This is a genomic window from Flavobacterium agricola, assembly GCF_025919725.1.
Lineage (GTDB): Bacteria > Bacteroidota > Bacteroidia > Flavobacteriales > Flavobacteriaceae > Flavobacterium > Flavobacterium agricola.
Genome location: NZ_CP081495.1, coordinates 1,320,262 through 1,345,883, shown reverse-complemented (window position 1 = coordinate 1,345,883; position 25,622 = coordinate 1,320,262). Strand labels below are relative to the sequence as shown.

Sequence of the window (25,622 nt, the reverse complement as noted above, 5' to 3'; positions counted from 1 at the left end):
TAGAAAATGTTGCCTTAATTAAGCAAAAACTGCTGTTTTGGAGTCAACAATTTAGAGAAATAGGCTATTTAGATAGCAACCAACATAAAAACCAACTTAGCAAATTTGAGTTAATGTTGGGGGTAGATGCCTTTACCAGTTTACAAACCGATAGTTTTTCGGCTTTCGAATCGTTAGCAGAATACCAACAAAATGTAAAAGATTATATTTTAGGTTATTTTACTTACGATTTAAAAAATGGTATAGAAAAACTGCATTCTGAAAATACCGACGCACTGCAATTTCCTGATATTTATTTTTTTCAGCCTAAAAAGTTATTTGTTATAAAAGATACCGAAATAACCCTTTCATACTTAGCTTTTGTTGCAGATGAAATGGATGCAGATTGGCAAGAAATTTTAAATACTACGTGCTTTGATCAAGTTATTTCGCCAATAAACTTTACAGCAAGAACGCCAAAAGCAGCTTATATAAACAAGGTAAACACCGTTTTAGATCATATTCATCGCGGCGATATTTACGAAACTAATTTTTGTATGGAGTTTTATAGCCATGCAACTATTGATCCGTTACAAGTTTATAACGCATTAAACAACATTTCTCACGCACCTTTTGCTTCTTTTTTTAAAATGAATAAGCATTTTGCACTTTCGGCTTCGCCTGAAAGATATTTGCAAAAAACAGGAAAACAACTTATTACCCAGCCCATAAAAGGTACGGCAAAACGCGGAGCTAATGCGGACGAAGATGAACAATTAAAAATCGATTTAGAAAACAACAGTAAAGAACGTGCCGAAAATATTATGATTGTAGATTTGGTTCGTAACGATTTGTCTAAAACCGCAACAACCGGAAGTGTTAACGTTACCGAGCTTTGTAAAATTTACACTTTTAGTCAGGTTCATCAAATGATTTCGACAATAGAAGCAACCGTTGATGAAAAATTTTCGGCTACCGATGTTATTCAAACTACATTTCCAATGGGCAGTATGACCGGGGCACCTAAAATATCGGCTATGCAAATTTGCGAAACGTTAGAAGATTTTAAACGCGGCTATATTCTGGAGCAATTGGTTATTTTACTCCCGATTCCGATTTTGATTTTAATGTGATTATTCGCAGCATTTTATATAACCAACAAAACAATTATGTATCCTATGCAGTTGGTAGCGCTATAACAGCTCAAGCCAACGCTGAGCAAGAATATAACGAATGTTTAATTAAAGCTTCAGCTTTATTTACTGTATTTAACAGCCATGTTACTAACTAAGCTACAAAATCACATTCAGGAAAATTTTTCTGAAATAGGTACCGCTAAACTTTTACTAGCAGTTAGCGGTGGGGTAGATAGCATGGTTATGTTACATACGTTAAACAAACTAAATTATAACGTTACAGTTGCACATTGTAATTTTAGATTGCGTGGTTCAGAAAGTGATGAAGAAACCGAATTTTTAAAAAAATATATTTTGTTGATCAAAACCTAGCACATCATATTATTTATTTTGATACCGAGCAATATGCCGAGCAAAATAAACTTTCTATTCAATTAGCGGCACGCAAATTGCGTTACGATTGGTTTTATAAATTAATAGATGAACATAAGTTAGATTATATTTTAACTGCGCATCATTTAGATGATCAAGTTGAAACTTTTTTAATAAATGTTACGCGAGGTACCGGGGTAGACGGCATTTTGGGAATACCACCTAAAAACGACAAAATTTTACGCCCAATGTTAACCGTTTCTCGAGATGAAATTTTGAATTACGCCCAAGCAAATAATATAGAATGGCGAGAAGACAGCTCAAACCAATCAACCAAATATTTTAGAAATAAAATTAGGCATCAGGTTGTTCCGGTTTTAAAAGAATTGAATACCGATTTTTTACAATCGTTTACCAATACGCTAACGCATCTTAATCAATTCAATCAAGGTTTTTTAGATGGGTTTTCAGTTTTAAAAAAACAAATTGTAACACCACACGAAAATTATGTAGCTATTGCTATAACTCCGTTAATGCAGTTGCAGGCGCCACAAGCTTTTTTATTTGAGTTGTTAAAACCTTTTGGCTTTACTGCCTGGAACGATATTTATGCGTTACCACAAGCTAAAAGCGGTAAAATAATTTATTCAGCAACGCATTTGTTACTTAAAAATCGTAACGAATTGTTGTTGAAGAATATTGAAACGACCGAAACGGAAAGTTATATAATTTCATCTGTTGCTGATTTTGAAAAGTTGCCTGTTAATATTTCTGTTAATTACAACCGTTTCCATGAAAAAAATGATAAATTAGAAGTTTTTTTAGATCTAGAAAAGTTAAAATTCCCTTTAATCTTGCGAAAATGGAAAGAAGGTGATTATTTTTATCCTTTTGGGATGAACGGAAAGAAAAATATAGCCAAATTTTTTAAAGACGAAAAACTTTCTCAATTTCAAAAAAACGAAACATGGCTTTTAGTTCAAAACAACGATATAGATATAATATGGATTGTGGGACACCGAGCAGATAAACGATTTTTAGCAACTATAAACTCAATTAATACCATACAATTACAAATTTAAAATGAAAAAAATTTTCTCACTATTTTTTTGTTCTGGTGGCCTTTATGGCGCAAGCGCAAATTTTAACCCCTGCAAAGTGGAAAAGTTCGGCCGAAAAAATTTCTGATTCAGAAGTGCTTTTAACTTTTACAGCAACCATAGAAAAAGATTGGCATATGTTTTCGCAACATACGCCAGATGGCGGTTCATTACCAACCGTTTTTGATTATTTAAATCAACCAGGAAATTATAGCTTGGTGGGCGAAACTACAGAAAGCCCTTATAAAAAAGTTTATAGTGATATTTTTGAAGTAGATGAATATATTTTTGAAGATGAAGTTCAGTTTCAACAAAAAATAAAAATCGAAAATAAAAATATAAAAAATATAGAAGTTTATGTAGAATATCAAATTTGTAAAGAAGCTTGTATTCAGGGCGATGAAACCTTTACGTTTGATTTGTCAGGCATGAATTTTACCGTTTCAGAGCAACAAAATAAAGCAGTTGTAGCAACTGCTCAAGATGCAGCTCCGGGTAACCCAACGAAAGTAGATGATTTAAGTATTCTAAGTATTTTTATTATTTCTTTCTTTTCAGGGTTTGCAGCTTTGTTAACGCCTTGCGTTTTCCCAATGATCCCAATGACGGTGAGCTTTTTTACCAAACAAAGTAAAACCAAAGCAAAAGGAATTAGAAATGCCATTTTTTACGGAATTTCAATTATCATTATTTACGTAGTTTTAGGCTTATTGGTAACTGCCATTTTTGGGGCCGATGCGCTAAATGCATTATCTACCAACGTTTGGTTTAACGTAATATTTTTTATCATTTTATTCATTTTCGCAACTTCTTTTTTAGGAGCTTTCGAAATTATGTTACCGAATTCATGGGCAAATAAAGTAGATAAACAAGCCGATCGCGGCGGATTTGTTGGTATTTTATTTATGGCTTTAGCTTTAGCTATTGTATCTTTTTCTTGTACGGGACCAATTGTAGGAACTTTGTTGGTAGAAGCTGCATCTAAAGGCGGAATTGCACCAGTTGTTGGTATGTTCGGTTTTTCATTAGCATTAGCTTTACCATTCATGTTATTTGCTATGTTCCCGGGGTGGTTAAATACTTTACCAAAATCGGGCGGTTGGTTAAATGCTGTAAAAGTTTCTTTAGGATTTTTAGAGTTAGCTTTAGCTTTTAAATTCTTATCAAATGCCGATTTAGTATTGCAATTAGGCTGGTTAACGCGCGAAGTTTTCTTGGTAATTTGGATTGTAATTTTTGGTGCTTGGGCAATGTACTTATTTGGTAAATTAACTTTACCGCATGATTCACCACAAAACAGCATTTCAGTTTGGCGTTTATACTTAGCCTTGCTTGTAACCATGTTTACGGTTTATTTAGTTCCAGGTTTATGGGGCGCTCCGTTGCAGTTAATTTCTGGTTTTCCACCACCAATGACGTATGCCGAAAGCCCTTATGGCGTAGGATATTCTAAAGCTGGAGGAATTTTAGATAACCGTGTTGCACTTCCAGAAGGAGCAAAATACGGAGCTCATGATTTACTTACGTTTACAGATTATGAAACCGGATTGGCTTATGCTAAACGCGAAAACAAGCATATTTTATTAGATTTTACAGGTTATGCTTGTGTAAATTGCCGTAGAATGGAAGATAAAGTTTGGTCTAAACCCGAAGTTTTAAATTTACTTCGCGATCAATTTGTTATTATTTCTTTGTACGTAGATGATAAGCAAGAATTACCAGAAAACGAGCAGTATGTTTCGCCAACAACAGGTAAAAAAATAAGAACAGTGGGTAACAAATGGAGCGATTATCAAATTACGCGTTATCACGCCAACGCACAACCTTATTATATTGTTTTAAATAAAGATGGCGTTGATACCAATAAACCGGTTGGTTATGTACCAGATGTTGCCGAATATAAAGCTTGGTTAGAAAGTGGATTAAAATAAAAACAGATGATATATCCTGATTTTGATGCGTATTATGTAGGTTTAATTCCTTCAGATTATACTTTAGTTGAATCGTTAGAAATTCAGTTATACGAGGGCATTAAGTTTGTGCAAAATATTCCGATGGATAAATTTGATTATGCTTACGCAGAAGGAAAATGGACCATTAAAGAAATTTTGCAACACCTTATTGATTGTGAACGAATTTTTGCTTACCGTGCTTTAGCAATTGCGCGTAACGATAAAAACACAATGTTGTTGTTTGACGAAAATTTGTACGCGCAAACCGTTGCAGAACAAGCAAAAAAGCGTCATTTAAAAGCAATTTTAGAAGAGCTGAGTCATGTTAGGTTAAGTACAATAGCTTTATACAAATCTTTAACAACTGCTGATTTAAATAAAGTAGGCCTTATCGGAAATTATGAAATTTCTGTTGATGCAATTTTTGCAGTTATTTTAGGGCATCAAATACATCATTTAAATTTTTTCGAAAAACAATATTTATAAATAATAAACGTCCCGTTTAAAACAGGACGTTTTTTTATGCACTATTTTTTACTAATACATAAATTATAAAAATATTCGTTATTTTAGTGCAACCATGCAAGATTTTGTTTAATCCAACGTTAATAACTAAAATGATATATTATATAAAACTACTTTTATTATGAAAAAACAAATACTTCTAACATTGTTCTTTTTAACCATCTCATTTACTGCTTTTTCTCAAAATTTCATTAGCGTTGGGCAAGCTAAATTTCCGGCAACTAATATCTGGAATTTTCAAATTAAAAATTACCAATGGGCAGAAAAGTTGCAGGTGCAAATTGCTAAGAATTCAAATGGTGGTTATTTATTTTTAGTTTTACCGGTTCCGGACCAAACCGTTTTTATGGATGGTGATTTAACCGTGTTTTTAAAAAACGGAACAAATTTTACGGTACCTGCAAACGAATTGTTAGATAACGAAGGCGGAATGGATGCCGGCGGAATGGCAGAATCATTGTATTCTTTAACTCCAAGCCAAATGCAACAATTAGCCAATTCTAACATAACTAAAATTGCATTAACCGTTCGCGAAAATGGAGGAACATACGAAGGACCAAATGTTACTGGTGATTATATTGCTACCAATGATAAAATTATATACGATTATATAGAATATATTAATAAAAAAGAAACCTATTTTTACGAAACAGCACAAGAAGTTAGTTCGTTATAAAACAGAAAAAAGGAATAAGATGTTTAAACACTTATTCCTTTTTTGTTATGTTTGTATTTCACAAACGTATTATGAAAAACTTAATATTGCTACCGCGTTATTTTAAAAAAATTGCTTTTGTTTTATTGGTAATTACTGCGATAAGCTATGTATTACTTTTAATTTTTGGAACAAATTTGTCTGAATTAAAAGTAGAAACCTTACAACAATTGCTTTTCGGGTTCGCTTCTTTAGCTTTGTTTTTTTTAAATTTTTATAAAAGAAAAGATGAAGATGAAGCCTGGATTTTAAAACGCCTACATAGCCTGTTTTTTTCCTTTTTTATAGCCATTAATTTTTACTTATTAAACGCCTTATTAAATGTGGTAAGTAACAATCAATTTTACAGTATTGGAGCCGAAATTATCTTTTTTATACTGCTATTTAATTGGGTACAACTTTTAGGCTTGCAAGCTAAAGTTAATAAAGTTGAAATAGAAAATGAACAAGAAAATGAGGATGAGGTTTTAGTAACAGATAAAACCGATGACGATAATAAAAAAAGCAACGAATAATTCATTGCTTTTTTTATTAGTTGTTTTTTAACCACGTATTAAAATCGTGAAAGTTTTGTGGTGCAACTCCGTGCCCAACCGGATATTCGCGGTATTCAATTTCTTTACCAAAATCTTTAAAGATTTGCGGTGTTTTTCTAGCCAATTCAATCGGAATAACTTGATCAACCGTTCCGTGCGAAGCAAAAATATTAACTTGTTTTACTTTCGGATCGTTTTGGTAACCTTCTGGCATAATTTCATGATGAAAATAACCGCTTAAGGCTACAATGTTTTTTATTTTTTCAGGATGCGTTAAAGCAATTGCATAACTTAAAATAGCACCTTGGCTAAAACCAATTAAAGTTACATCATTTTTATCTATTGGATATGTTGCAGCAAGCTCATCAATAAACGTAGCAATTAAATCGCGCGAAGCTTTTGCTTGATTATCGTCTGTAAACTTGTTCATGTCGGCATCAAAATTTATTGCGTACCAAGCAAATCCGTATCCACCAGGTAATGCATGTGGTGCACGTGCCGAAACAATGTACGCATCTTCATTTAATTCGCCTTCAAACGAAAATAAATCTTCATCATTGCTTCCGTATCCATGTAATAATAAAATTAAAGGATTGCTTGCTTTTACATTTTTAGGTTCTCTAACAATGTAACTTACCGATAAGTTTGTATGTAACATATTTATATATTTTTAAACCAGTTTTGAAAATACTTTCCTAACAAAGGAATTTCTGTTTTTTGTCCTTGTAAACAGCTTGTAAAGCCGTACAACCACAAAATTAAAAAGCAAAGATAAAAAGCTGCTGATGCCATCCAATTGTCAATATTACCAACCAAATATGCTAAGGCGTAAAAAACAATATTTAGCCCTAAAGCTTGGCGGATGTGAAAGGATGCGAATTGATTTTTTTTATCAATGTTCATAAACATTGCAATAATAGTACCTAATATAAAAAAATAGGCTACAATGGCTATGTTTTTACCCGTTTCTACTTCGTTAGATTTTTTTTCGAAATTGTTGTTACTCATTCGTAATTAAAGTTTTATTATTATATATGCCGTAAACTTTACCTTTTACGGGCTGATTTAAGAAAATACTATTTTTAGATTTTGATAAAATATTTGCTTTGGTAAAAATACCATCTCCGTTTGGAGTAAACAAACTTAAGTTTGCTTTTTGATTGGTATTTATGGTGTTGTTTTCTAGTTTAAAAATGGTTTTACCGGCTGTTAGTTTTTTTACAATAACTTCGGTAGGTAAAACGGTTTGTAAAGCTACATAAGCACTTTCTAAACCAATGGTACCAAATTGTGCTACATCAAATTCCATTTTTTTAAGCTCAATATCTAGCGGATTGTGGTCAGAAGTTATGACATCAATCGTTCCGTCTAAAACGCCCTGAATTAAAGCTTCACGATGTTTTTCGTCACGAACCGGTGGCATAACTTTAGCGCGCGTATCAAACTCAGTTAAAATAGCATCGGTTAAAACCAAATTATGCACTGCAACGCTGCATGTTACATGCAAACCTTTTGCTTTTGCTTGTTTAATTAACGCAACTGATTGTGCGGTTGAAACGGTTGGAATATGTAACTTTCCGCCGGTGTATTCTAATAAAAATAAGTTACGAGCAATTTCTATTTCTTCAGCCAAAGGCGGAATTCCTTTTAAACCTAAGGTTGTAGAAACAATGCCTTCGTGTACCACGCCATTTCCTTTAATAGTTTTGTCTTGAGCAAATGCGATTAGCAAGCCATCAAAATCTTGAACGTATTGTAAACCTATTTTTAAAAGATTGGCGTTGCTTGTACTTTTTTGATAATCACCAAAAGCAACGGCTCCTGCATTTTGCATATCAAACATTTCTGCCATATCTGTTCCGGCTGCATTTTTTGTAAATGCACCAATCGGATATAAATCGGTAGCTTGATTTTGTGCTTTGTTTTTTACAAAATAAATTTGTGATTGATTGTCTATTACTGGATTAGAATTGGGCTGTAAAGCAACGGAAGTAAATCCAGATTTTGCAGCGGTTTGTAAACCGTTTGCAATGGTTTCGCGATCTTCATATCCCGGTTCTCCAAAGCTAACCGAGCTGTCAAACCAACCTGGCGAAACATGTAAGTTTGGTAAATTTACCGTTTGGTATTCAGAATCGTTTGCTATCGAAGCAGCAATTTCAACTAAAACCCCGTCTTTAATTTTTATATCAACTTGTTGGTTGTGAAACGGAGAATGCGCATCAATTACTTTTGCATTTTTTAAAATTACGTTCATTTTACGAATTTCTGGATTAGTAGTTCTAGTATTAAAAAAAGTAGTGTTGTTAGTATAAAATATTTCCAAAGTGCTGTGCCAGAATTGTTTTGGTTCATTTGCACAAGCGCTTCGTTAACAGATTCTACGGGTACAAAATTATTAAATAATTTAGCATCAGACAACGTTAAATTACTTTCTGAACGATTATAATTTAAGCCAACCGAAGCTATTGGTTTGTTTTCTTGTTTTGCTATATAATTACCTGCAAAGTCAGGGAAATTTTCAAAACCTATTTTTGTTTTATTTCCAATAGGTTGTTGCTGTGGTATGCCAGATTGTTTTTTACCTTCCAATTCAATCGGTTGTTTTTGATTGAAACTACCATTTATAACCCAAGAATCGGTACTGTAAATACCAAAGTTTTGGAGCTGATTTTCTTGTTGTTGCGTTACCATATTATAAAAAGTTGGTACAATTATGGGCGCTTGTAAAATAGAACTTTGTGCAAGCTGCAAATCAGAGCTAAATACATATAAATTCCCCAATCCGTTAGTTAAATTGCCTAAATACGTTTCGTTATTTGCATACGATAAAATTGGTAAAACGGTACCTTGTAACACAAAATTTTGACTGGTTGTTGGGTAGGTTTGCTTTTCAGGTTTATGCTCAAAAACATTTTTATATACCGAATGATCGGTATGAATTTGGGTAATGCTGTTTTTAAATGTTTGAATTGTACTGAATTTTAACGCACCAAAATGCGATAAAAAATCATTATGTGCTGCGGTTGTTACCTGCAAGCTAGGAATATAAATAATTTGAGATCCTTGGTTGTATGCCTTTTTTAAAGCACTGCCCCAAAGGTTTAAATCGGTATTTTGTTGGTTTATTAAAATTGTTGAAAAATCACTAAGTTTTTCAGCACTTTGTACGGATTCAAAAACAACTTGTTGCGGATTAAAAATTTTTTCTATTTCAGGAATTGATGTACCAACTACGCCAACCTTAATAGCTTGAGGAGCTTCAATACTAAAATAATAATGATTGTCGTATTCTAAATCGGGCGTATCAATGCTAATTTGCCCATTTATAGGTTGTTTGGGTAAATTAATTGTAACTTTTTTACTTGCACTGCCTAAAGTAACTTTGGTTTTGCTGTATAATTTGTTTGCATCGTTTACCGATAAGCTAAACGAAAGGCTGTCTTGTATTCCGTAACCTTGTAAGGTAATTTCTAAAACATTAAAATTTGAATCAGTGCCGTTAAAAGCACTCGATTGAATAGCAACGTTTGTTTTATTTACGGCTTGCATTTGGTATAAATACGCATTTTCTAAATGATTTGTTGTAGAATAGTTAGCAAAAATACCGTCAGAAATTACCAATAAACGATAAGGTTGTCGGTTAAAATGTTTATCTAAAATATGTTGTGTGTTTTGAATAGAAAACGGATGCGCGCTATATGTTATTTGTTGCAATTCGGTTTGATTGGTGGCTAAATCAATTTCCCAAAAAGATTGGTTGTTGGTAAGCAACGAAAAGGTTTGGTTTTTAGGAATTGTTTCTAAAATTTCCTGAACGGCTCGCGGTAATAACGGTCCTTTTGCACCTTGAGCTTGCATCGAAAAAGAATTATCTAATGCAATAACCCACGGCATCGTTTTTAAGTTGGGGTTTTTGGCCGGAAAATAAGGTTGTGCAAAAGCAAAAATTAATGCTGCTAATAAAAAAAGCCTACAAACCAATAAAAGCCATTTTTTAATTTGTGAACTTTTACGTGTTTGTAAGCGAATTTCTTTTAATAATGCAACGTTAGAAAATTCCATGGTTTTAAACTTTTTTAATTGAAATAAATGCACCAAAACAGGTACAAGTAAAGCGAATAAAAAGTAAAGTATTTCTGGATTTTTAAATTGCATTTTATGTAAAGTTTATCAAATATAACAATTAAAAGATAAACTATTTTTTTCTTTTTTGAGCTCTTTTTCTTTCTACCGCTCGGTTTGTTGGGGCAGATTTTCTTGGTGTGCGTTTACCTGGTCCGCCTAAATTAACTTTTTTGTTTTTATCTTTCTTTTCATGAAAAGATGCTCCGCCGTCTAATTTTGGTTTTTTAAGTAAAAACTTCACTTTTACTTTATCTTTTTCAAAATCTAAACGGCTTTCAGAAATTTCAATATTTTCTGGCAACGGTTCAAGCGTTAATTCAATATCCATCAATTCTTCAATGCTCAATAAAACTTCTTCTTCTTTTGGAGCAATGAATGAAATGGCAATTCCTTTTTTATCAGCACGTCCGGTACGTCCAATACGGTGAATATATTGTTCCGGAATTTGAGGCAACTGCATGTTAATTACATGGGTAACATCGTCAAAATCTAAACCACGCGCCATAACATCGGTTGTAACAATACCGCGCAATTCGCCACGCTGAAAAGCTGCCATGGTATTTAAACGGTAATTTTGAGATTTGTTTGAGTGAATAATGCCAAACTGATCTTCAAAGGTTTCGGCTAATTTAGTTTCAACAATATCGGCAACTTTTTTATTGTTTACAAAGACCAAAATGCGCGACATGTTTTCTTGATTGGTTAACATATCTTTCAGCAGGTTCACTTTTGTTAAAAAGTTTGGTACCTCGTAACCAATTTGTTCAATATTTTCTAGCGGAGTTCCTGATTTTGCTAAAGTAATTTCTTCCGGAAAATCAAAATAATCTTCTAAAACATCATCTACATCATCGGTCATGGTTGCCGAGAATAAAATGTTTTGACGTTTATCTTTTAGCATAGAAAGGATAGAAGTAAGCTGAAAGCGGAACCCAAGGTTTAAAATTTCGTCAAATTCGTCAATAACTAATTTTTGTAGTAAATCAAATCGAATTACGTTATCTAAAGCCAAATCCATAACACGGCCTGGCGTTCCTACCAAAATATCAACACCTTCGTAAACGGCATTTTTTTGGGTATTTATATTTACTCCACCAAAAACACCTAACGAGCGCACATTCATGTACTGCGTTAATTTTTCTATTTCTTCTACAACCTGCACTACCAATTCACGCGTTGGTACTAAAATTAATACGCGCGGCGTATGTACATTAGCAAATGTCCATTGTTTTAAAATAGGTAATAAGTAAGCAAAGGTTTTACCTGTACCGGTTTGAGCAATTCCCATTACATCGCGGCCGGACATAATTACGGGAAATGCTTTTTCCTGAATCGGCGTTGGGTGCACCAATCCTAATTCGTCAACGGCTTTTTGTAAAGATTTGGGTAAGTTAAATTGCTCAAAAGTTTTCATTTCTTAATATTTTTACAAAGATAGTATTTTGAAGTACAAAGCACGTGCAATCGCTTTGTTTTTTTAAAACAGTTGTGGTTCGGTTTTAAATATTTCGTTATTTTTAAGCCATGGATTCTAGTACATACATAAAAATAGAAACGATTGCCCCCAAAACAACAACTGCTCCTTTTAATTTGCCTTATTATTTGGTGGTTTTGTTGCCCGAAGCTTGCTCGTTTTCTATCAATTTTATTTCTTATAACGTGCCTAAAAATACCTTGTTGTTTTTAGCGCCTTATCAATTGTTACAATTTGATACGTTGCCCAATCAAGCAATAAAATTACTTGAGTTTCATGGTGATTTTTATTGTATAGAATATCATAAAGAAGAAGTTGCTTGTAACGGAATTTTGTTTAATAACGTTTATTCAACGCCTTTTGTAACCGTACCAGAATCTGAGTTTAATGAAATAGCAAGTTTATTTATTAAAATTGAAAATTTACAATCGGCAACCGAAAGTTATGTTGTTTCGGTACTAAAAGCTTATTTGCAATTAATATTGGCTTTAAGCAGTAAAGAAAAGCAAGAAGATGCATTAAAAACGCCCCTAGAAAATAAGTCGGATTTAGCCGATTTTAAAAATTTTATAGAACTGCATTTTAAACAACAAAAAAACATGTCGTTTTATGCCGAGCATTATGGGTATTCTGAAAGTAATTTCAGCAAAAAAATAAAAAATCTGTTTGGTAAACCACCTAAAAAATTGCTTCAAGAACGATTGGTTTTAGAAGCCAAAAAAATGTTGCATTTAACCTATAAAAATATCAATCAAATTGCTTTAGAATTAGGTTTTGAAGATGAATTTTATTTTAGTCGATTTTTTAAAAACGAAGTAGGGGTTTCGCCTAAAGTTTTTAGAGATAATGTTGGCATCGCCAAAGTGGCAAAATAACACATGCATTACTCGTTTTTATCCATTCTATTATTATATATATCCATGTAATTTTGGATTCTAAAAAATATAAGCATGGAAAAATTATTGGTTGCATTTGCTAAGTTAGAAGCAAACTTTATTAACTTTTTACGTATTTCAATTTTTGTTGTAATGGCTTGGATTGGCGGATTAAAAGCGTTTCAGTACGAGGCAGACGGTATTGTTGCATTTGTAACAAATAGTCCGTTTATGAGTTTTTTCTACGCAAATTCGGGTAATATGGCAGAGAATGATAAAGGCGAATTGGTTGCCGAATATACGTTGTATAAAAATCCAGAAGGTAAAGTAGTTCAAAAAAACATTGATTGGCACAAACAAAACCATACCTACATTTTCTCATACGGATTAGGCGTTGTTATTATTGGAATTGGAACTTTTGTTTTATTGGGCATTTGGTTTGATAAGGCTGGTTTTATTGGCGGTGTTTTAACCTTTTTGATGGCTATTGTTACTTTATCGTTTTTAATAACTACTCCAGAAACTTGGGTGCCTAACTTAGGAGGAGATTTTCCGTCGCCTCAATTTGGTTTCCCATATTTATCTGCAGCAGGTAGATTGGTAATTAAAGATATTATTATGATGGCCGGTGGTTTAGTTATAGCAGCCGATTCAGCAAAAAAAATATTAAAATAACAAGCGTAAATAATAAAAACGGTTAACCATTTGGTTAACCGTTTTTATATTAAAACTTCTCAATTGCACCTAATCCAAACAGCGCAAAATCGTATTTAACCGGATCAACCGGATCTAATTTACGCAAAAACGTATCCAATTCTAATAATGCTTTGGCATCGTTTTGTTTACGTTTTAAGATGTTTAATTTTCTCGCTATGTTACCCGAATGCACATCTAACGGGCACGAAAGTTGAGCAGGTGTAATTTGTTTCCAAATCCCTAAATCTACTCCGTGGTTGTCGTTACGTACCATCCAACGTAAATACATATTTATGCGTTTTGCAGCCGAACCTTTTAACGGATCCGAAATATGTTTTTCGGTTCGCACTTCGTGTTCAATTTCAAAAAAAACGCGTTTAAAATGCGAAATGTTTTGTTGCAAGTTATAATTACCTTGGTTGTAAAAAACATTTTCTAAACCTTCGTGTTGGGTATAAATATGATGCAACGACCGAATAAATTGTTTAAAATCAGTTGCGTTAAAGGTACGGTGCACAAACCCGTCTAATTTTTCTAATTGCTCCGGCGTATGATGCAACACAAAATCGTAGGGTGAATTGCCCATTAAAAGCATCATTTTATGCGCATTGTTAATTATCATTTTTCTGTTTCCCCACGCAATTGTTGCAGCTAAAAAGCCAGCGATTTCAATATCTTCTTTTTCAGTAAATAAGTGCGGAATTTGTACCGGATCATCTGCAATAAAATCCGGACTATTGAATGTTAAAACTTTTTCGTCTAAAAATTCTTTTAATTCATTGATTTTCATAAATTCAAAAATACAATTTAATTCTCTAATTGTTTCTTTTTTGTTAACAAGCGCCCAACTCGTTATTATAATAATGTAAGAAAATGATTATTTATCTTTTTTTCTTGTAAAATTAGGTTTTTGATAGGTTTTGTAATAAAATCGGGAATTTTATTGTATTTTTGAGCGGGATTTAACTAAACGAATGAAAGTAATGATTAAAGCAATAATAATTGACGACGAACTGCACGTTCGGAAACACATTGAGGAAATTTGCAAACAGTCATTTCCAAATGAAATACAAATTGTAGCTTCATGCGGAACTATTGATGAAGGGGTTAAAAATATAACCCAATTAAAACCCGATTTTATTTTTCTAGATATTAGTATTCAAAATAAAAGCGGATTTGAGGTGGTAGAGCGGACTAAAAACGTCGTAAACTGCGAAATTGTATTTGTTACAGCACATGCAGAATATGCCATACGCGCTTTTGAGTCGGCTGCCATGCATTATATTTTAAAACCAATTACCGAAAATCATATTAAAGAAGTGGTTGCACGCTTAAAAAAGCGTAAAACACAAACTACCAAAGTAGATCGGATTTCTATATTAATGGATAATATGAGTACCAATTCTACATACAGCCCTCGTATTGTAATCCCGAATGCCCACGGATTTGAGGTTTTTAGCGTAAATACAATTACGCATTTAAAAGCAGACGGCTCGTATTGTGAAATTTTTACCATTAATGACGAAAAAGGTTTTGTATGTTCTAAATCATTAAAAAGTGTTCAAGATCAGCTTGATCCTGCAATTTTTAAAAAATGCCATCGCAGTTATTTAGTAAACATCAATTATGTAAAATCTTTCGATAAATCTTTAGGCAATATTTATTTGGTTGACGGAACGGTATTACCAATGTCTATTAGAAATAAAAAAGATTTTTCAAATGCATTTTTTACGCCTTAAACTACTTTATCTATCTCTTTTCCTTTTATTTACTACAAACTCCTTTTCCCAAAGTTATTTAACCACACAAGTTTCTAGAAAATCAGGATTAGCTAGTAATCATGTTACTACCGTATTTATCGATTCTAACAATAAAACCTGGGTTGGTACCGATGCCGGGGTTTACTTGTTTGTTAGCGGTAAGTTGTACGATTTAATACCGCAAAACGGAGGTGCTGTTTTAAAATGTTCTGACATTAAACAAGATGATAATCAGGATTTATGGTTTGCAACCTATGGTAATGGATTGTATAAATATGCGCAAAACCAGTTGCAACAAATAGATGAATCTAAAGGATTGCTAAGCAATAAAATTAATCGAATTTATATTAAAGATGAATTAATTTATATTGGTACTGATAAAGGATTATCTATTTATAATACCGAAACTCAAGGTATTATTTCTCCTAAAATTGAACAGTTTAAAAAGTATCTGGATTTCCCAATTGTTGATTTTGCAGAAATTAACAACCAACTTTATTTTATAACTCCAAACGACGGGGTGTTTAAAATTATCAATCAATTTAAGCTCGAGCCCCGAATTGTAAAAGTTAGAAATCACGATTACGTTACCAGCTTATTTTTATGGCAAAATAAAATTTACGAAGGAAATTTAAATGCCATTAAAGTTTATAATGCTGACGATTATGTAAATAATTTAAACTCCGTTGCAGAAATTCCGATTCATAACGCCAACCGATTTATAAATCGAGGCGATCATTTTATTGCAATCAGCCGTTCTATTTCTGGCGATAACGGCAGCGTGCATTTTATTTATCCTGACAATAGCATAAAAGAATACAAGTTTCCGGACGATCGATTTTCTAATTCCTATACCAAAGTTGCTATTAACGATAAAACTCAAAAAGCTTATGTTGCAACTCAGCAAGATGGTTTAATGGTTTTTGATATGAATCCAAACAAAAGATTTTTTAAAGCCAACCATGCAACGGTAACTAAAATAAAAGATTATAAAGAAAAGGTTATTATTGTTTATAATGATCGCATCGAAATAAAAAATAAAAAAGACGATTTGTTGTACGAATTTGATCGTAAATTTTTTGACGATGAAACGGTAGATCCTAACTTACGCATCCATTTTTTAAATGTTGAAGTTGATGACGATATTTTATTTGTACAAACCAATATTGGTAAGTTTAAAATAACCAAAGATTTTCAGAAATTTATAAAAGTATCTGAATCCGAAGCGCCAATTGTTTTACAAAATAAAAAGCCTTATTGTTTTAAAAAACATACCAACCAACAACCGGTAAACGAATTTATTGGTAATCTTTACGCAAAAAATCCGAACTCGTTACCAAATAACCTGCAAGAAGGTTATGTTTTTGATGATAAAATAGTAGTTTTAACCAATAATCGCGGGCTTTTTTTAATTGAAAAAGGTGAAGCTAAATCATTGGTACACAATAAGGTTTTTCCGATAACCGAAATAAGTTTTATTCAAAAAACACAAAATAACACATTGGTTGTTGCTACAGAAACCGACGGTATTTTTGAGTTTGATCTTTCCAAAGGTTTTAAGCAAATTAAAAAAATACCAGCCTCAAATTTACGTGGAGAAACGCCATTTTTTGTAGATAATTATGGTCCATATATGATAATTGGTACAGAATCTGGTATTGAGTTTTTTTCTGAAGATTCTCATTTTATATTAGGAGAATCGTACGGATTACCACAAAATAAATACATAACAGGTAAAGTTATTGATGACGATTTATATATTGGCGGGCAGGGAGGATATTACAAATTTAATATTCCCGATTTTTTATTGTACGACAACAAAGTAAAAAACGTGGCTATAAATGCCATTTTTGATGAAAATAAGCAAAATTATTATACTTCAGAAGTAGAAAAGCATAAGCTGTTAAAAGTTAGTTCTAAACAAAATGCTTTAACAATAGATTTTATTCCGTTTACAAAAAAAGATACCAAAGGGCACTTGGTACGCTATAAAACCCAACCTAACGGGCCATGGAGCAGCTTTTCTGCCGAACATGTGGTGCATATTCCTGATTTAAATAAAAAAAGCTATCAAATTGAATTGGAGTTTTTAGATGTTGTAAATAAAAATCGTCAGAAATTTTATTTACTTACGGTTGAGGTTGATCATACCAACTGGGTATTAATTGGTGTTATTTTAGTGATTTGTATTTGTAGTGGTTTTCTTGTGTTTTTATTTTATAAAAGTAAAAATTTGGTAAATTACCTGAATCAAATTACCAATTTAGATTATAACCTTCAACCTCAAAAAGATGCAGTTTTGTTACCTAATGCATCTCAACCCGCTGTAGGAACGCGAATGGTTTTAAATGCATTAAATTCGCACTTTATTTTTAACGCCATAAGTTATTTTCAATACCTATTATTACAAAAACACAATCAGGAAGCTTTGCAATACAACGAGCAATTTGCTGTATTTTTCAGAAACTTATTATATAACGGATCTCAAACAACGGTTTCTATTCAAAACGAAATCAATTATATAAAAAGCTATTTAGAAATAGAACGTTCGCGTTTTGATTTTACTATTGATTTTGATGTGATTATTGAGGATAATTTAGATACCAATGATGCGCTTTTACCATCTTTTGTTTTGCATCCTATTGTAGAAATTTTGCTAAATCATTCATTTTATGAAAATAGCACATCAGCTTACATAAAAATTTATATTGATGAGGTAGATGATGCATCTATTTTAATTACGTACCAACATAACGGCGAATCTATTGCACCCATTGCAACCCAAGTAAATAATAGGTTTTACAATACGTTACAGCTGTTAGAAGAATGTATTAAAAACTGCAACCAAACAAAAGCCAACCAAATTACATATATTTCTGAATTAAACCAAAATAAAATTAGCTTTAAATTGTACGTTTAAGCCTTATTTAAGTTATTTGAACGTTTAAATGATTGCGTTTACAAATTAGCCATTTTTAATCTGTTTTTATTTCCTAATTTTGTGCTGGGAATAAGGGAGAAGTAATAAAATATTAGGGCATTAATATTTAAAGTTACATCTTTAAAGCTCATTTCGGTTTCGGAATGAGCTTTTTTATTTGCTTTTATTCAGAGAAATTTATTGAAGCCGAATTTACACAATATCTTTTTCCGGTAGTTTCTTGCGGACCATCGTTAAAAACATGGCCTAAATGCCCGCCGCAATTGGCACATAAAATTTCTATGCGTTGCATGCCATGGCTAAAATCATGCTCATAAAGAACTTTGCCCGGAATCGAATCATCAAAACTTGGCCAACCACAATGTGAATCAAATTTAGAATCAGATTCAAATAAAGGTTCACCACATCCGGCACAACAATAAGTTCCTTTATCAAAATGTAAATTATATTGTCCGGTAAACGGGCGTTCCGTGCCTTTTTGTCTTAAAATATAATATTTTTCTGGTCCTAATATAGCCAACCATTCTTCTTCTGTTTTTTGTAGCGGAAAACTCATATGTATCAATCTAGTTTAAAAAAGAAATTATTTTTTGAATTACTGTTTTATCACCCAAAATTTTACGGTGCCCTAAACCTTCAGTAATTACCAATTCACTGCCTGGTAGATGTTTATGGATGTTGTACGCTGCTTCAACCTTAACATCGGTATCGGTTGTGTCATGAATAATTAAGCACGGAATGGTAATGTTTTTTGCTACAGCAGAAACCGAATAATCGTTCATTTTTAATTGATATTCCTTTTCAAATTTATCTTGTAATTTTTTGTTGTAGCTGGTGTCAACTTTTAAATGATCAACAAAATCTGCAATAACATCGGTAACAATATCACCGCCCGAAATAAGCACAGCTTTTTTAACAACTAAACCTTCGTTAAGCGCGTTTGCAACAGCCATAGCACCTAATGAATGGCCAATAACAAATTCAAACGGACCGTATTGTTTATCTACTTCCTGAATGGTCTGTATAAATTCTTTCATAGTGCTTTTTTTACCTTCAGATTTACCGTGTGCCGGGCCATCAAAACTAATTACCTGATAACCCAATTTAGCCATTTCTTTAGCAATGCTAAATAATTGCGTACCACGGCCAGACCAACCATGCACCAATAAAACCTTTTTTAAAGCATCCGGATTTTTGTATTTATAAACCGCAACTTTTTTTTTAAATGCAGGAATATAACAAGTTTCTATAACCGAATTTTTTATCATGTCCTTTTCGCGCTCTGGCGTAGGATAATTAATTGGCGTAATAAATAACTTGTAGGCAAATTTTAAAAGCAAACTTGGAGCAACTTTTTCTAACAATTTTGCAGTAGTTACAATAGCTTTGGGTATTTGTAAAGAAGGTTGTTTATTTTTTTCTGCTGATGTCATGTTCTTTTATTTATCCGAATGCATGCAATTTAGCTTAAATATATATTTTGAAGAAACGAAACGTTGTAATAAATTATTTAAAAAAAAAGTATTAATTTTAGTCTTCTAAAATACATTGAATCTTATGAAAATTAAAACAACATTATTAAGCTGCTCGGGGGCTTTGTTACTTGCTGCATGTGCTACCAATCCGTTTACGGGTAAATCTACCATGGCGTTGGTTCCCGATAGCGAAATTTTTCCATCTTCATTTCAACAATATTCTAATTTTATTGCCGAAAATAAAGTGGTAAAAGGTACTGCTGATGCAAAACGTGTTGAAAATATTGGAAATAAAATTAAAGAAGCTTCTGAAAAATGGTTAACTGCTAATGGATATGCTGATTATTTAAAAGATTACCAATGGCAATATACATTGGTTCAGTCGGACGAATTAAATGCTTGGTGTATGCCGGGTGGTAAAATTGTTTTTTATACTGGTATTTTGCCTGTTGCAAAAACAGATGCTGGAATTGCAACTATTATGGGGCACGAAGTTGCTCACGCATTGGCAAATCACGGCCAACAACGTATGAGTGCGGCTAAATTACAACAAGCTGGATCGGCAATTACGCAAGCGGCTGTTGGCGAAAAAAGTGCCGTAACACAACAAGTTGCTATGACTGCTTATGGTGCCGTAACAGAATATGGCGGTATGATGCCTTTTAGTAGAAAACATGAGCTTGAAGCGGATAGAATTGGATTAACTTTAATGGCGATTGCAGGTTATAACCCAGAAGAAGCTGTGCCTTTTTGGGAAAGAATGGCTGCGCAAGGTGGTGGTTCAACCCCTGAATTTTTGAGCACGCACCCAAGCAATGAAACGCGTATTAACGATATTAAAGCCTTAATTCCAGAAGCAAAAGCAGAAGCTGCAAAATTTGGAGTTAATTTTAAATAAATCAAAATAAAATTTCTACTTTTAAAAGCTGTCTATTTCAGGCAGCTTTTGTTATTTAAATAAAAACAGCATGCAAAATCTTCCTAAAGGATCAAAAAAACTATTAAATGCTTGGGCGTTTTACGATTGGGCCAATTCGGTTTACAGCTTGGTTATCGCATCAGCTATTTTTCCTATATTTTACGGTATGCTTTTTAGCCTGCACGGATCTGATTATATTGATTTGAACGGAATTACTTTTAAATCAACTGCACTAATATCTTTTGTAACCGCATTTGCTTTTTTAACCGTTGCTATTTTATCACCTATTTTATCAGGAATAGCTGACTTTACCGGAAGTAAAAAAGGCTTTATGCAATTTTTTTGCTGGTTTGGAGCATTGTGTACCATGGGGTTATATTGGTTTAGCCTAGAAAATATTTATTTTAGTTTGTTTTTGTATTATGGCGGATTAATTGGTTTTTGGGGAAGTTTAGTTTTTTATAATTCGTACTTACCCGATATTGCTTTTACAGAACAACAAGATGCTGTTAGCGCAAAAGGTTATTCAATGGGTTACATTGGTAGCGTATTGCTTATGTTGGTTAATTTGGTTATGGTTATGAAACCTGATTTTTTTGGCATACAAGAAGCAACCCCACAATTAGCTGCGCAAAAAGGAATGCGAATTGCTTTTATTACTGTTGGAGTTTGGTGGATTGTTTTTGCACAATATAGCTTTAAATATTTACCTGTTTTTGCATCAAAAGGTAAGGTAACTAAAAATGTAGTTTGGTCTGGCGTGACTGAGCTAAAAAAAGTTTGGAAAAGCTTGCAACATACACCAGTATTAAAAAAATATTTAGTTGCTTTTTTTGTATATAGCATGGCGGTACAAACCGTAATGTTAGTTGCTACGTATTTTGGTGAACAAGAAATTGCTTGGGCAAATGATGAGCAAAAAACAGTAGGATTAATTGTAAGTATTTTATTAATTCAGATTGTTGCTGTGGTAGGAGCTGTTTTAACAGCAAAATTATCTGCTAAAGTTGGTAATGTAAAAGCACTAATTTTTATAAATACCATTTGGTTGGTTATATGTTTGGTTGCTTATTGGGTAACCTTGCCTGTGCATTTTTACATAACGGCAGCATTTGTTGGTTTGGTAATGGGAGGCATTCAATCGTTATCACGTTCAACTTATTCTAAGTTTTTACCAGATACGCAAGATACTACCTCGTTTTTTAGTTTTTATGATGTGACCGAAAAAGTTGGAATTGTAATTGGTATGCTAATTTATGGCGCTATAGATCAAATTACAGGCAGTATGCGTAATGCTATTGTTTTTTTAATGGTTTTCTTTGCCGTAGGTATTTATTTACTGTTGCGCGTTAAAAAGTGGCAAAAAGCTAATAATTATTAAATCTAATCGTTTGTATAATAAATAGTACATGAAAAAAATAGTTGGTTTACTCCTTTTAGTCGTTGCAATTTGTTTTTCGGCTTGCTCAAATAATGATTTTGATACCAATCCAACTTTGCCAGAGGTTCCGGTTAGTTTATGGCCGTTAGAAAATTTTAATACCTGGAGCTTGGGTAAAGATACCATACCCAAAACAATTGTTATAGATTCTTCTTTTTTAGCCAATCAAACCAATCATTATTATGTAAACGGGTTGATGCCGTTTTTTACGCCTCCTTTTTTTGTTGCCGATTCCGCTGTAACTTATATATACGCCGATCAAAATGTTTATTATTTAGAAATAGTAGCTACCAAGCAATGGGTTAACGAGCAAGAAGTTCAGTTTTCTGAATTTGCAATTCCAATTGCAATAGAACGTAGTAATATAGGTGATTTATTAACTACAACATCAACCATTCAACTTACTTATCCAGATGTTGTTCAACAAATTCAAGTTACCGCAACGTCAGAAGTGCTTGATAAATATGTATTAGAAGCTGTTGGGGGATACGTATTTACTGAAGTAACTAAAGTAAAAAATACCTATACCTATTTATGGAATGATAAAGAATATGTTGTGAACCGCGAAATCTGGTTTCAGCCCGGAGTAGGGCCGGTTAGCATTATTAATGAAAACCAAAATACAACCTACAGAATTGTTTCTTATCAACTGTATCAAAATCAATCCGATTTTTAGTAGTTTAAATATGGCATAAAGATTGACATATTTAAGTAAACTACATGGTAATTTGATTGCGAGGTTTATAAATGCGCTCACAGTCAGTAAATTAAAAACAAATGTTATTTATCTAAAATTTAGGTAAATGACAAAATGTCTTAAAAAAAACATATGTCTAAAAATAAAATAATAACAATTGACAGCATGTCACTTCAAGAACTTGATGCCGATTCAGATTTAATTCCTTTATTAACTTCGGAAGAAGAAGAAGAAATGAATCAAGAAATTGTACCCAATGAATTAGCCATTTTGCCTTTGCGCAATATGGTGCTTTTTCCTGGAGTAGTAATTCCTATTACGGCAGGTCGAGAAAAATCAATTGCATTAATTAAAGAAGCCAATGCCAACGATAAAAATATTGGTGTAGTTTCTCAAATTGATGAAAAGATCGAAAATCCGGGGGCTGACGATATTTATAAAGTAGGAACCGTAGCTCGTATTTTACGCGTTATTAATATGCCAGACGGCAACATGACGGTTATTTTACAAGGTAAAAAACGCTTTCAGGTTGATGAGGTTATTGAAAACGAACCGTATTTAAAAGCAACCGTAATTGATTTGGTTGAAGAAAGACCAGCAGCTGACGATGAAATTTTTGTTAGCACGGTTGATGCTATAAAAGATACAGCGGTTAAATACATTTCAGAAAACGGAAACATTCCAACCGATTTATCATCGGCTATTGTAAATATTGAAAGCAATCCGTTTTTAATCAACTTTGTTTCTTCTAACCTTACCATAAGCGTTAGTCAAAAGCAGCAGTTGTTAGAAAATAATAACCTGCAAGATAAAGCCATTAATTTGTTGCGTTTCATGAATACCGAGTTGCAAAAACTGCAACTACGTAACGATATTCAAAACAAAGTTCGTGTAGAATTAGATCAGCAACAAAAAGAATATTACTTGAATCAGCAAATGAAAACCATTCAAGACGAATTGGGTGGCGTTTCTAATGAGCAAGAAATAGAACAAATGAAGGCAAAATCTTTAACCAAAAAGTGGAGCGAAAAAGTAGCGAAACATTTTGAAAAAGAAATTGCCAAATTGCAACGCATGAATCCGCAATCGCCTGATTACGGAGTGCAACGCAATTATTTAGAATTGTATTTAGATTTACCGTGGCAAAAATATTCTCGCGATAAATTTGATTTAGATAAAGCGCAAAAAATATTAGATCGTGAACATTTTGGTTTAGAAGATGTTAAAAAACGTATTATTGAGCATTTAGCTGTGCTTAAATTACGTAAAGACATGAAATCGCCAATTTTATGTTTATACGGACCTCCAGGAGTTGGTAAAACATCTATCGGAAAATCTATTGCAGAAGCTTTAGGACGTGAATATATTCGTATTTCACTTGGTGGTTTACGTGATGAATCTGAAATACGTGGGCATCGTAAAACCTACATCGGTGCTATGCCAGGGCGTATCATTCAATCGCTTAAAAAAGCAGGAACATCTAATCCAGTAATTGTTTTAGATGAAATTGATAAGCTGTCGCATTCTCACAACGGTGATCCATCTTCTGCTTTATTAGAAGTTTTAGATCCAGAACAAAATTCAGATTTCTACGATAATTTCTTAGAAATGGGATACGATTTATCTAAAGTTATGTTCATTGCAACATCAAACGATATGTCAACCATTCAGCCGGCATTACGTGACCGTATGGAAGTAATTCATATGTCAGGATATACCATTGAAGAAAAAATTGAAATCGGTTCTCAACATTTGTTTCCTAAACAATTAAAAGAACACGGATTAACTAAAACGCAGTTGCGTATTGAAAAACCAGAAATTGGACAAATTGTAACCGGTTATACACGAGAATCTGGTGTTCGTGGTTTAGATAAAAAATTAGCAGCAGTAGTTAGAAATGTAGCTAAATCTGTTGTTTTAAAAGAAGATTATAACCGTACATTAACACCAGACGATATTGTTAAAATTTTAGGTACGCCAAAATTGGAACAAGATTTATACGAAAATAATGATGTTGCCGGCGTAGTTACCGGATTAGCTTGGACCAGCGTTGGTGGAGATATTTTGTTTATCGAATCTATCGCTTCAAAAGGAAAAGGGCAATTATCTATTACCGGAAACTTAGGTACGGTAATGAAAGAATCGGCAACCATTGCTTTAGAATATATTAAAGCACATGCCGATGAATACAATATTAAACCTGAAGTTTTTGAAAAATATAACATTCACATGCACGTGCCAGAAGGTGCAACACCAAAAGACGGACCAAGTGCTGGGATTACAATGTTAACTTCTTTAATTTCTACCTTAACACAAAAACGTGTTAAAACCAATTTGGCTATGACGGGTGAAATTACTTTACGTGGTAAAGTTTTACCAGTTGGCGGAATTAAAGAAAAAATATTAGCTGCTAAACGTTCGGGCATTACCGAAATCATTTTATGTGCCGATAATAAAAAAGATATTGATGAAATTAAAACAGAATATCTAGAAGGTTTAACCTTTCATTACGTTACAAAAATGGATGAGGTAATTAAAATTGCCGTTACTAATGAGGATGTAGCTAATCCTAAAGAATTTAAAATTAGCTAACTACATAGCGTAATATTAAAAAAGGAGTTTTGAAAGTATTTAAAACTCCTTTTTTTATTTTTTGTCAAGATTAACAATTATCTTCGCATCCGCTTAGAAATTGAATTAAATACCAATATTTTTAAGTAATTTTGCCAAAGGCATTTGCCTTTTGATTACTATTTTTAGCGTTACCTTTTTAAGGTTGCGTATTTTTGTTGTTTATCTTATTGTTAAATTTGATAACTTTTTGCAATAAAACTACGTTTTTAACTAATTTAAATTCATTATATTAGACAAAATCTGCGCCAGAAAATAGTATCTTTTTTA

At 32.8% G+C, this 25,622-nt stretch carries 22 protein-coding genes and 1 pseudogene; 15 read left to right on the top strand and 8 right to left on the bottom strand.

The window, feature by feature from the left end; genetic code table 11:
• Positions 1 to 113 precede the first annotated feature (113 nt).
• The 7 genes and pseudogenes from K5I29_RS06740 to K5I29_RS06710 all read left to right on the top strand — a co-directional run bounded on the left by K5I29_RS06740 (position 114) and on the right by K5I29_RS06710 (position 6,294).
• A pseudogene (locus tag K5I29_RS06740) lies at positions 114 to 1,270 on the top strand (anthranilate synthase component I family protein).
• On the top strand, positions 1,257 to 1,487 hold the full coding sequence (locus K5I29_RS06735; protein WP_264435130.1) for an ATP-binding protein: 231 nt from the start codon (positions 1,257 to 1,259) through the stop codon (positions 1,485 to 1,487). The pseudogene K5I29_RS06740 and the gene K5I29_RS06735 overlap by 14 nt, the downstream one beginning before the upstream one ends.
• Positions 1,451 to 2,569, top strand: a complete 1,119-nt coding sequence (tilS, locus tag K5I29_RS06730) for a tRNA lysidine(34) synthetase TilS (RefSeq protein WP_317134312.1) — start codon at positions 1,451 to 1,453, stop codon at positions 2,567 to 2,569. Before K5I29_RS06735 ends, tilS begins: the two co-directional genes overlap by 37 nt.
• A gap of 44 nt (positions 2,570 to 2,613) precedes the next feature.
• On the top strand, positions 2,614 to 4,518 hold the full coding sequence (locus K5I29_RS06725; RefSeq protein WP_264435129.1) for a protein-disulfide reductase DsbD family protein: 1,905 nt from the start codon (positions 2,614 to 2,616) through the stop codon (positions 4,516 to 4,518).
• A 6-nt stretch (positions 4,519 to 4,524) separates the two neighbouring features.
• On the top strand, positions 4,525 to 5,025 hold the full coding sequence (locus K5I29_RS06720) for a DinB family protein (RefSeq protein ID WP_264435128.1): 501 nt from the start codon (positions 4,525 to 4,527) through the stop codon (positions 5,023 to 5,025).
• Between the two features lie 160 nt (positions 5,026 to 5,185).
• Positions 5,186 to 5,740, top strand: coding sequence for a hypothetical protein (locus K5I29_RS06715; RefSeq protein ID WP_264435127.1), 555 nt, complete (start codon positions 5,186 to 5,188; stop codon positions 5,738 to 5,740).
• 71 nt (positions 5,741 to 5,811) lie between these two features.
• The gene (locus K5I29_RS06710) at positions 5,812 to 6,294 is read left to right on the top strand and encodes a hypothetical protein (protein WP_264435126.1); all 483 of its coding nucleotides are present in this window, start codon (positions 5,812 to 5,814) and stop codon (positions 6,292 to 6,294) included.
• A 16-nt stretch (positions 6,295 to 6,310) separates the two neighbouring features.
• Here the strand turns inward: K5I29_RS06710 and K5I29_RS06705 are convergent, their stop codons facing one another.
• From K5I29_RS06705 to K5I29_RS06685, 5 genes are read right to left on the bottom strand one after another with little or no spacing between them, the layout of a single operon-like run.
• Entirely contained in the window at positions 6,311 to 6,973 is a 663-nt protein-coding gene (locus tag K5I29_RS06705) for an alpha/beta hydrolase (RefSeq protein WP_264435125.1), read from the bottom strand.
• Positions 6,974 to 6,975: 2 nt separating this feature from the next.
• Positions 6,976 to 7,323, bottom strand: a complete 348-nt coding sequence (locus K5I29_RS06700) for a hypothetical protein (RefSeq protein WP_264435124.1) — start codon at positions 7,321 to 7,323, stop codon at positions 6,976 to 6,978.
• On the bottom strand, positions 7,316 to 8,572 hold the full coding sequence (locus K5I29_RS06695) for a dihydroorotase (protein WP_264435123.1): 1,257 nt from the start codon (positions 8,570 to 8,572) through the stop codon (positions 7,316 to 7,318). Before K5I29_RS06695 ends, K5I29_RS06700 begins: the two co-directional genes overlap by 8 nt.
• Positions 8,569 to 10,473: a BatA domain-containing protein gene (locus tag K5I29_RS06690; RefSeq protein WP_264435122.1), complete on the bottom strand. Its 1,905-nt coding sequence runs from the start codon at positions 10,471 to 10,473 to the stop codon at positions 8,569 to 8,571. The genes K5I29_RS06695 and K5I29_RS06690 overlap by 4 nt, the downstream gene beginning before the upstream one ends.
• A 40-nt stretch (positions 10,474 to 10,513) precedes the next feature.
• Entirely contained in the window at positions 10,514 to 11,857 is a 1,344-nt protein-coding gene (locus K5I29_RS06685; protein WP_264435121.1) for a DEAD/DEAH box helicase, read from the bottom strand.
• A gap of 110 nt (positions 11,858 to 11,967) precedes the next feature.
• Here K5I29_RS06685 and K5I29_RS06680 point away from each other — a divergent pair, with 110 nt between their 5' ends.
• Positions 11,968 to 12,792, top strand: coding sequence for an AraC family transcriptional regulator (locus tag K5I29_RS06680; protein ID WP_264435120.1), 825 nt, complete (start codon positions 11,968 to 11,970; stop codon positions 12,790 to 12,792).
• A gap of 75 nt (positions 12,793 to 12,867) precedes the next feature.
• Entirely contained in the window at positions 12,868 to 13,467 is a 600-nt protein-coding gene (locus K5I29_RS06675; RefSeq protein WP_264435119.1) for a YkgB family protein, read from the top strand.
• Between the two features lie 49 nt (positions 13,468 to 13,516).
• Here the strand turns inward: K5I29_RS06675 and K5I29_RS06670 are convergent, their stop codons facing one another.
• Positions 13,517 to 14,278 (bottom strand): TIGR02757 family protein, encoded by a 762-nt coding sequence (locus tag K5I29_RS06670; protein WP_264435118.1) that lies wholly within the window; start codon positions 14,276 to 14,278, stop codon positions 13,517 to 13,519.
• Positions 14,279 to 14,471: 193 nt separating this feature from the next.
• Between K5I29_RS06670 and K5I29_RS06665 the strand changes: the two genes are divergently transcribed.
• Positions 14,472 to 15,227: a LytR/AlgR family response regulator transcription factor gene (locus K5I29_RS06665; RefSeq protein WP_264435117.1), complete on the top strand. Its 756-nt coding sequence runs from the start codon at positions 14,472 to 14,474 to the stop codon at positions 15,225 to 15,227.
• A complete protein-coding gene (locus tag K5I29_RS06660) occupies positions 15,208 to 18,168 on the top strand; it encodes a histidine kinase (RefSeq protein WP_264435116.1) in 2,961 nt (986 codons plus the stop codon). Before K5I29_RS06665 ends, K5I29_RS06660 begins: the two co-directional genes overlap by 20 nt.
• 184 nt (positions 18,169 to 18,352) lie before the next feature.
• Here K5I29_RS06660 and msrB read toward each other — a convergent pair whose 3' ends face one another.
• Both msrB and K5I29_RS06650 read right to left on the bottom strand, forming a co-directional pair.
• Positions 18,353 to 18,745, bottom strand: a complete 393-nt coding sequence (msrB, locus tag K5I29_RS06655; protein WP_264435115.1) for a peptide-methionine (R)-S-oxide reductase MsrB — start codon at positions 18,743 to 18,745, stop codon at positions 18,353 to 18,355.
• A 10-nt stretch (positions 18,746 to 18,755) separates the two neighbouring features.
• On the bottom strand, positions 18,756 to 19,622 hold the full coding sequence (locus K5I29_RS06650) for an alpha/beta hydrolase (RefSeq protein WP_264435113.1): 867 nt from the start codon (positions 19,620 to 19,622) through the stop codon (positions 18,756 to 18,758).
• A gap of 124 nt (positions 19,623 to 19,746) precedes the next feature.
• Between K5I29_RS06650 and K5I29_RS06645 the strand changes: the two genes are divergently transcribed.
• From K5I29_RS06645 to lon, 4 genes are all read left to right on the top strand, one after another.
• Positions 19,747 to 20,562 carry a M48 family metallopeptidase gene (locus K5I29_RS06645; RefSeq protein ID WP_264435112.1) on the top strand — a complete coding sequence of 272 codons (816 nt, stop codon included), beginning with the start codon at positions 19,747 to 19,749 and terminating at the stop codon, positions 20,560 to 20,562.
• 70 nt (positions 20,563 to 20,632) lie between these two features.
• Entirely contained in the window at positions 20,633 to 21,964 is a 1,332-nt protein-coding gene (locus tag K5I29_RS06640) for an MFS transporter (RefSeq protein WP_264435111.1), read from the top strand.
• A gap of 28 nt (positions 21,965 to 21,992) precedes the next feature.
• Complete coding sequence (locus K5I29_RS06635; protein ID WP_264435110.1) at positions 21,993 to 22,700, top strand: hypothetical protein; 708 nt, start codon at positions 21,993 to 21,995, stop codon at positions 22,698 to 22,700.
• 153 nt (positions 22,701 to 22,853) lie between these two features.
• Positions 22,854 to 25,313: an endopeptidase La gene (gene lon, locus K5I29_RS06630; RefSeq protein ID WP_264435109.1), complete on the top strand. Its 2,460-nt coding sequence runs from the start codon at positions 22,854 to 22,856 to the stop codon at positions 25,311 to 25,313.
• The last annotated feature ends 309 nt before the right edge of the window (positions 25,314 to 25,622 follow it).

Excerpts from the sequence above, each read along its gene's own strand:
- K5I29_RS06735 (WP_264435130.1), top strand. The coding sequence starts at position 1,257 with ATGTTACTAACTAAGCTACAAAATCACATTCAGGAAAATTTTTCTGAA.
- K5I29_RS06725 (WP_264435129.1), top strand. The coding sequence starts at position 2,614 with ATGGCGCAAGCGCAAATTTTAACCCCTGCAAAGTGGAAAAGTTCGGCC.
- K5I29_RS06720 (WP_264435128.1), top strand. The coding sequence starts at position 4,525 with ATGATATATCCTGATTTTGATGCGTATTATGTAGGTTTAATTCCTTCA.
- K5I29_RS06715 (WP_264435127.1), top strand. The coding sequence starts at position 5,186 with ATGAAAAAACAAATACTTCTAACATTGTTCTTTTTAACCATCTCATTT.
- K5I29_RS06710 (WP_264435126.1), top strand. The coding sequence starts at position 5,812 with ATGAAAAACTTAATATTGCTACCGCGTTATTTTAAAAAAATTGCTTTT.
- K5I29_RS06705 (WP_264435125.1), bottom strand. The coding sequence starts at position 6,973 with ATGTTACATACAAACTTATCGGTAAGTTACATTGTTAGAGAACCTAAA.
- K5I29_RS06700 (WP_264435124.1), bottom strand. The coding sequence starts at position 7,323 with ATGAGTAACAACAATTTCGAAAAAAAATCTAACGAAGTAGAAACGGGT.
- K5I29_RS06695 (WP_264435123.1), bottom strand. The coding sequence starts at position 8,572 with ATGAACGTAATTTTAAAAAATGCAAAAGTAATTGATGCGCATTCTCCG.
- K5I29_RS06690 (WP_264435122.1), bottom strand. The coding sequence starts at position 10,473 with ATGCAATTTAAAAATCCAGAAATACTTTACTTTTTATTCGCTTTACTT.
- K5I29_RS06685 (WP_264435121.1), bottom strand. The coding sequence starts at position 11,857 with ATGAAAACTTTTGAGCAATTTAACTTACCCAAATCTTTACAAAAAGCC.
- K5I29_RS06680 (WP_264435120.1), top strand. The coding sequence starts at position 11,968 with ATGGATTCTAGTACATACATAAAAATAGAAACGATTGCCCCCAAAACA.
- K5I29_RS06675 (WP_264435119.1), top strand. The coding sequence starts at position 12,868 with ATGGAAAAATTATTGGTTGCATTTGCTAAGTTAGAAGCAAACTTTATT.
- K5I29_RS06670 (WP_264435118.1), bottom strand. The coding sequence starts at position 14,278 with ATGAAAATCAATGAATTAAAAGAATTTTTAGACGAAAAAGTTTTAACA.
- K5I29_RS06665 (WP_264435117.1), top strand. The coding sequence starts at position 14,472 with ATGATTAAAGCAATAATAATTGACGACGAACTGCACGTTCGGAAACAC.
- K5I29_RS06660 (WP_264435116.1), top strand. The coding sequence starts at position 15,208 with ATGCATTTTTTACGCCTTAAACTACTTTATCTATCTCTTTTCCTTTTA.
- msrB (WP_264435115.1), bottom strand. The coding sequence starts at position 18,745 with ATGAGTTTTCCGCTACAAAAAACAGAAGAAGAATGGTTGGCTATATTA.
- K5I29_RS06650 (WP_264435113.1), bottom strand. The coding sequence starts at position 19,622 with ATGACATCAGCAGAAAAAAATAAACAACCTTCTTTACAAATACCCAAA.
- K5I29_RS06645 (WP_264435112.1), top strand. The coding sequence starts at position 19,747 with ATGAAAATTAAAACAACATTATTAAGCTGCTCGGGGGCTTTGTTACTT.
- K5I29_RS06640 (WP_264435111.1), top strand. The coding sequence starts at position 20,633 with ATGCAAAATCTTCCTAAAGGATCAAAAAAACTATTAAATGCTTGGGCG.
- K5I29_RS06635 (WP_264435110.1), top strand. The coding sequence starts at position 21,993 with ATGAAAAAAATAGTTGGTTTACTCCTTTTAGTCGTTGCAATTTGTTTT.
- lon (WP_264435109.1), top strand. The coding sequence starts at position 22,854 with ATGTCTAAAAATAAAATAATAACAATTGACAGCATGTCACTTCAAGAA.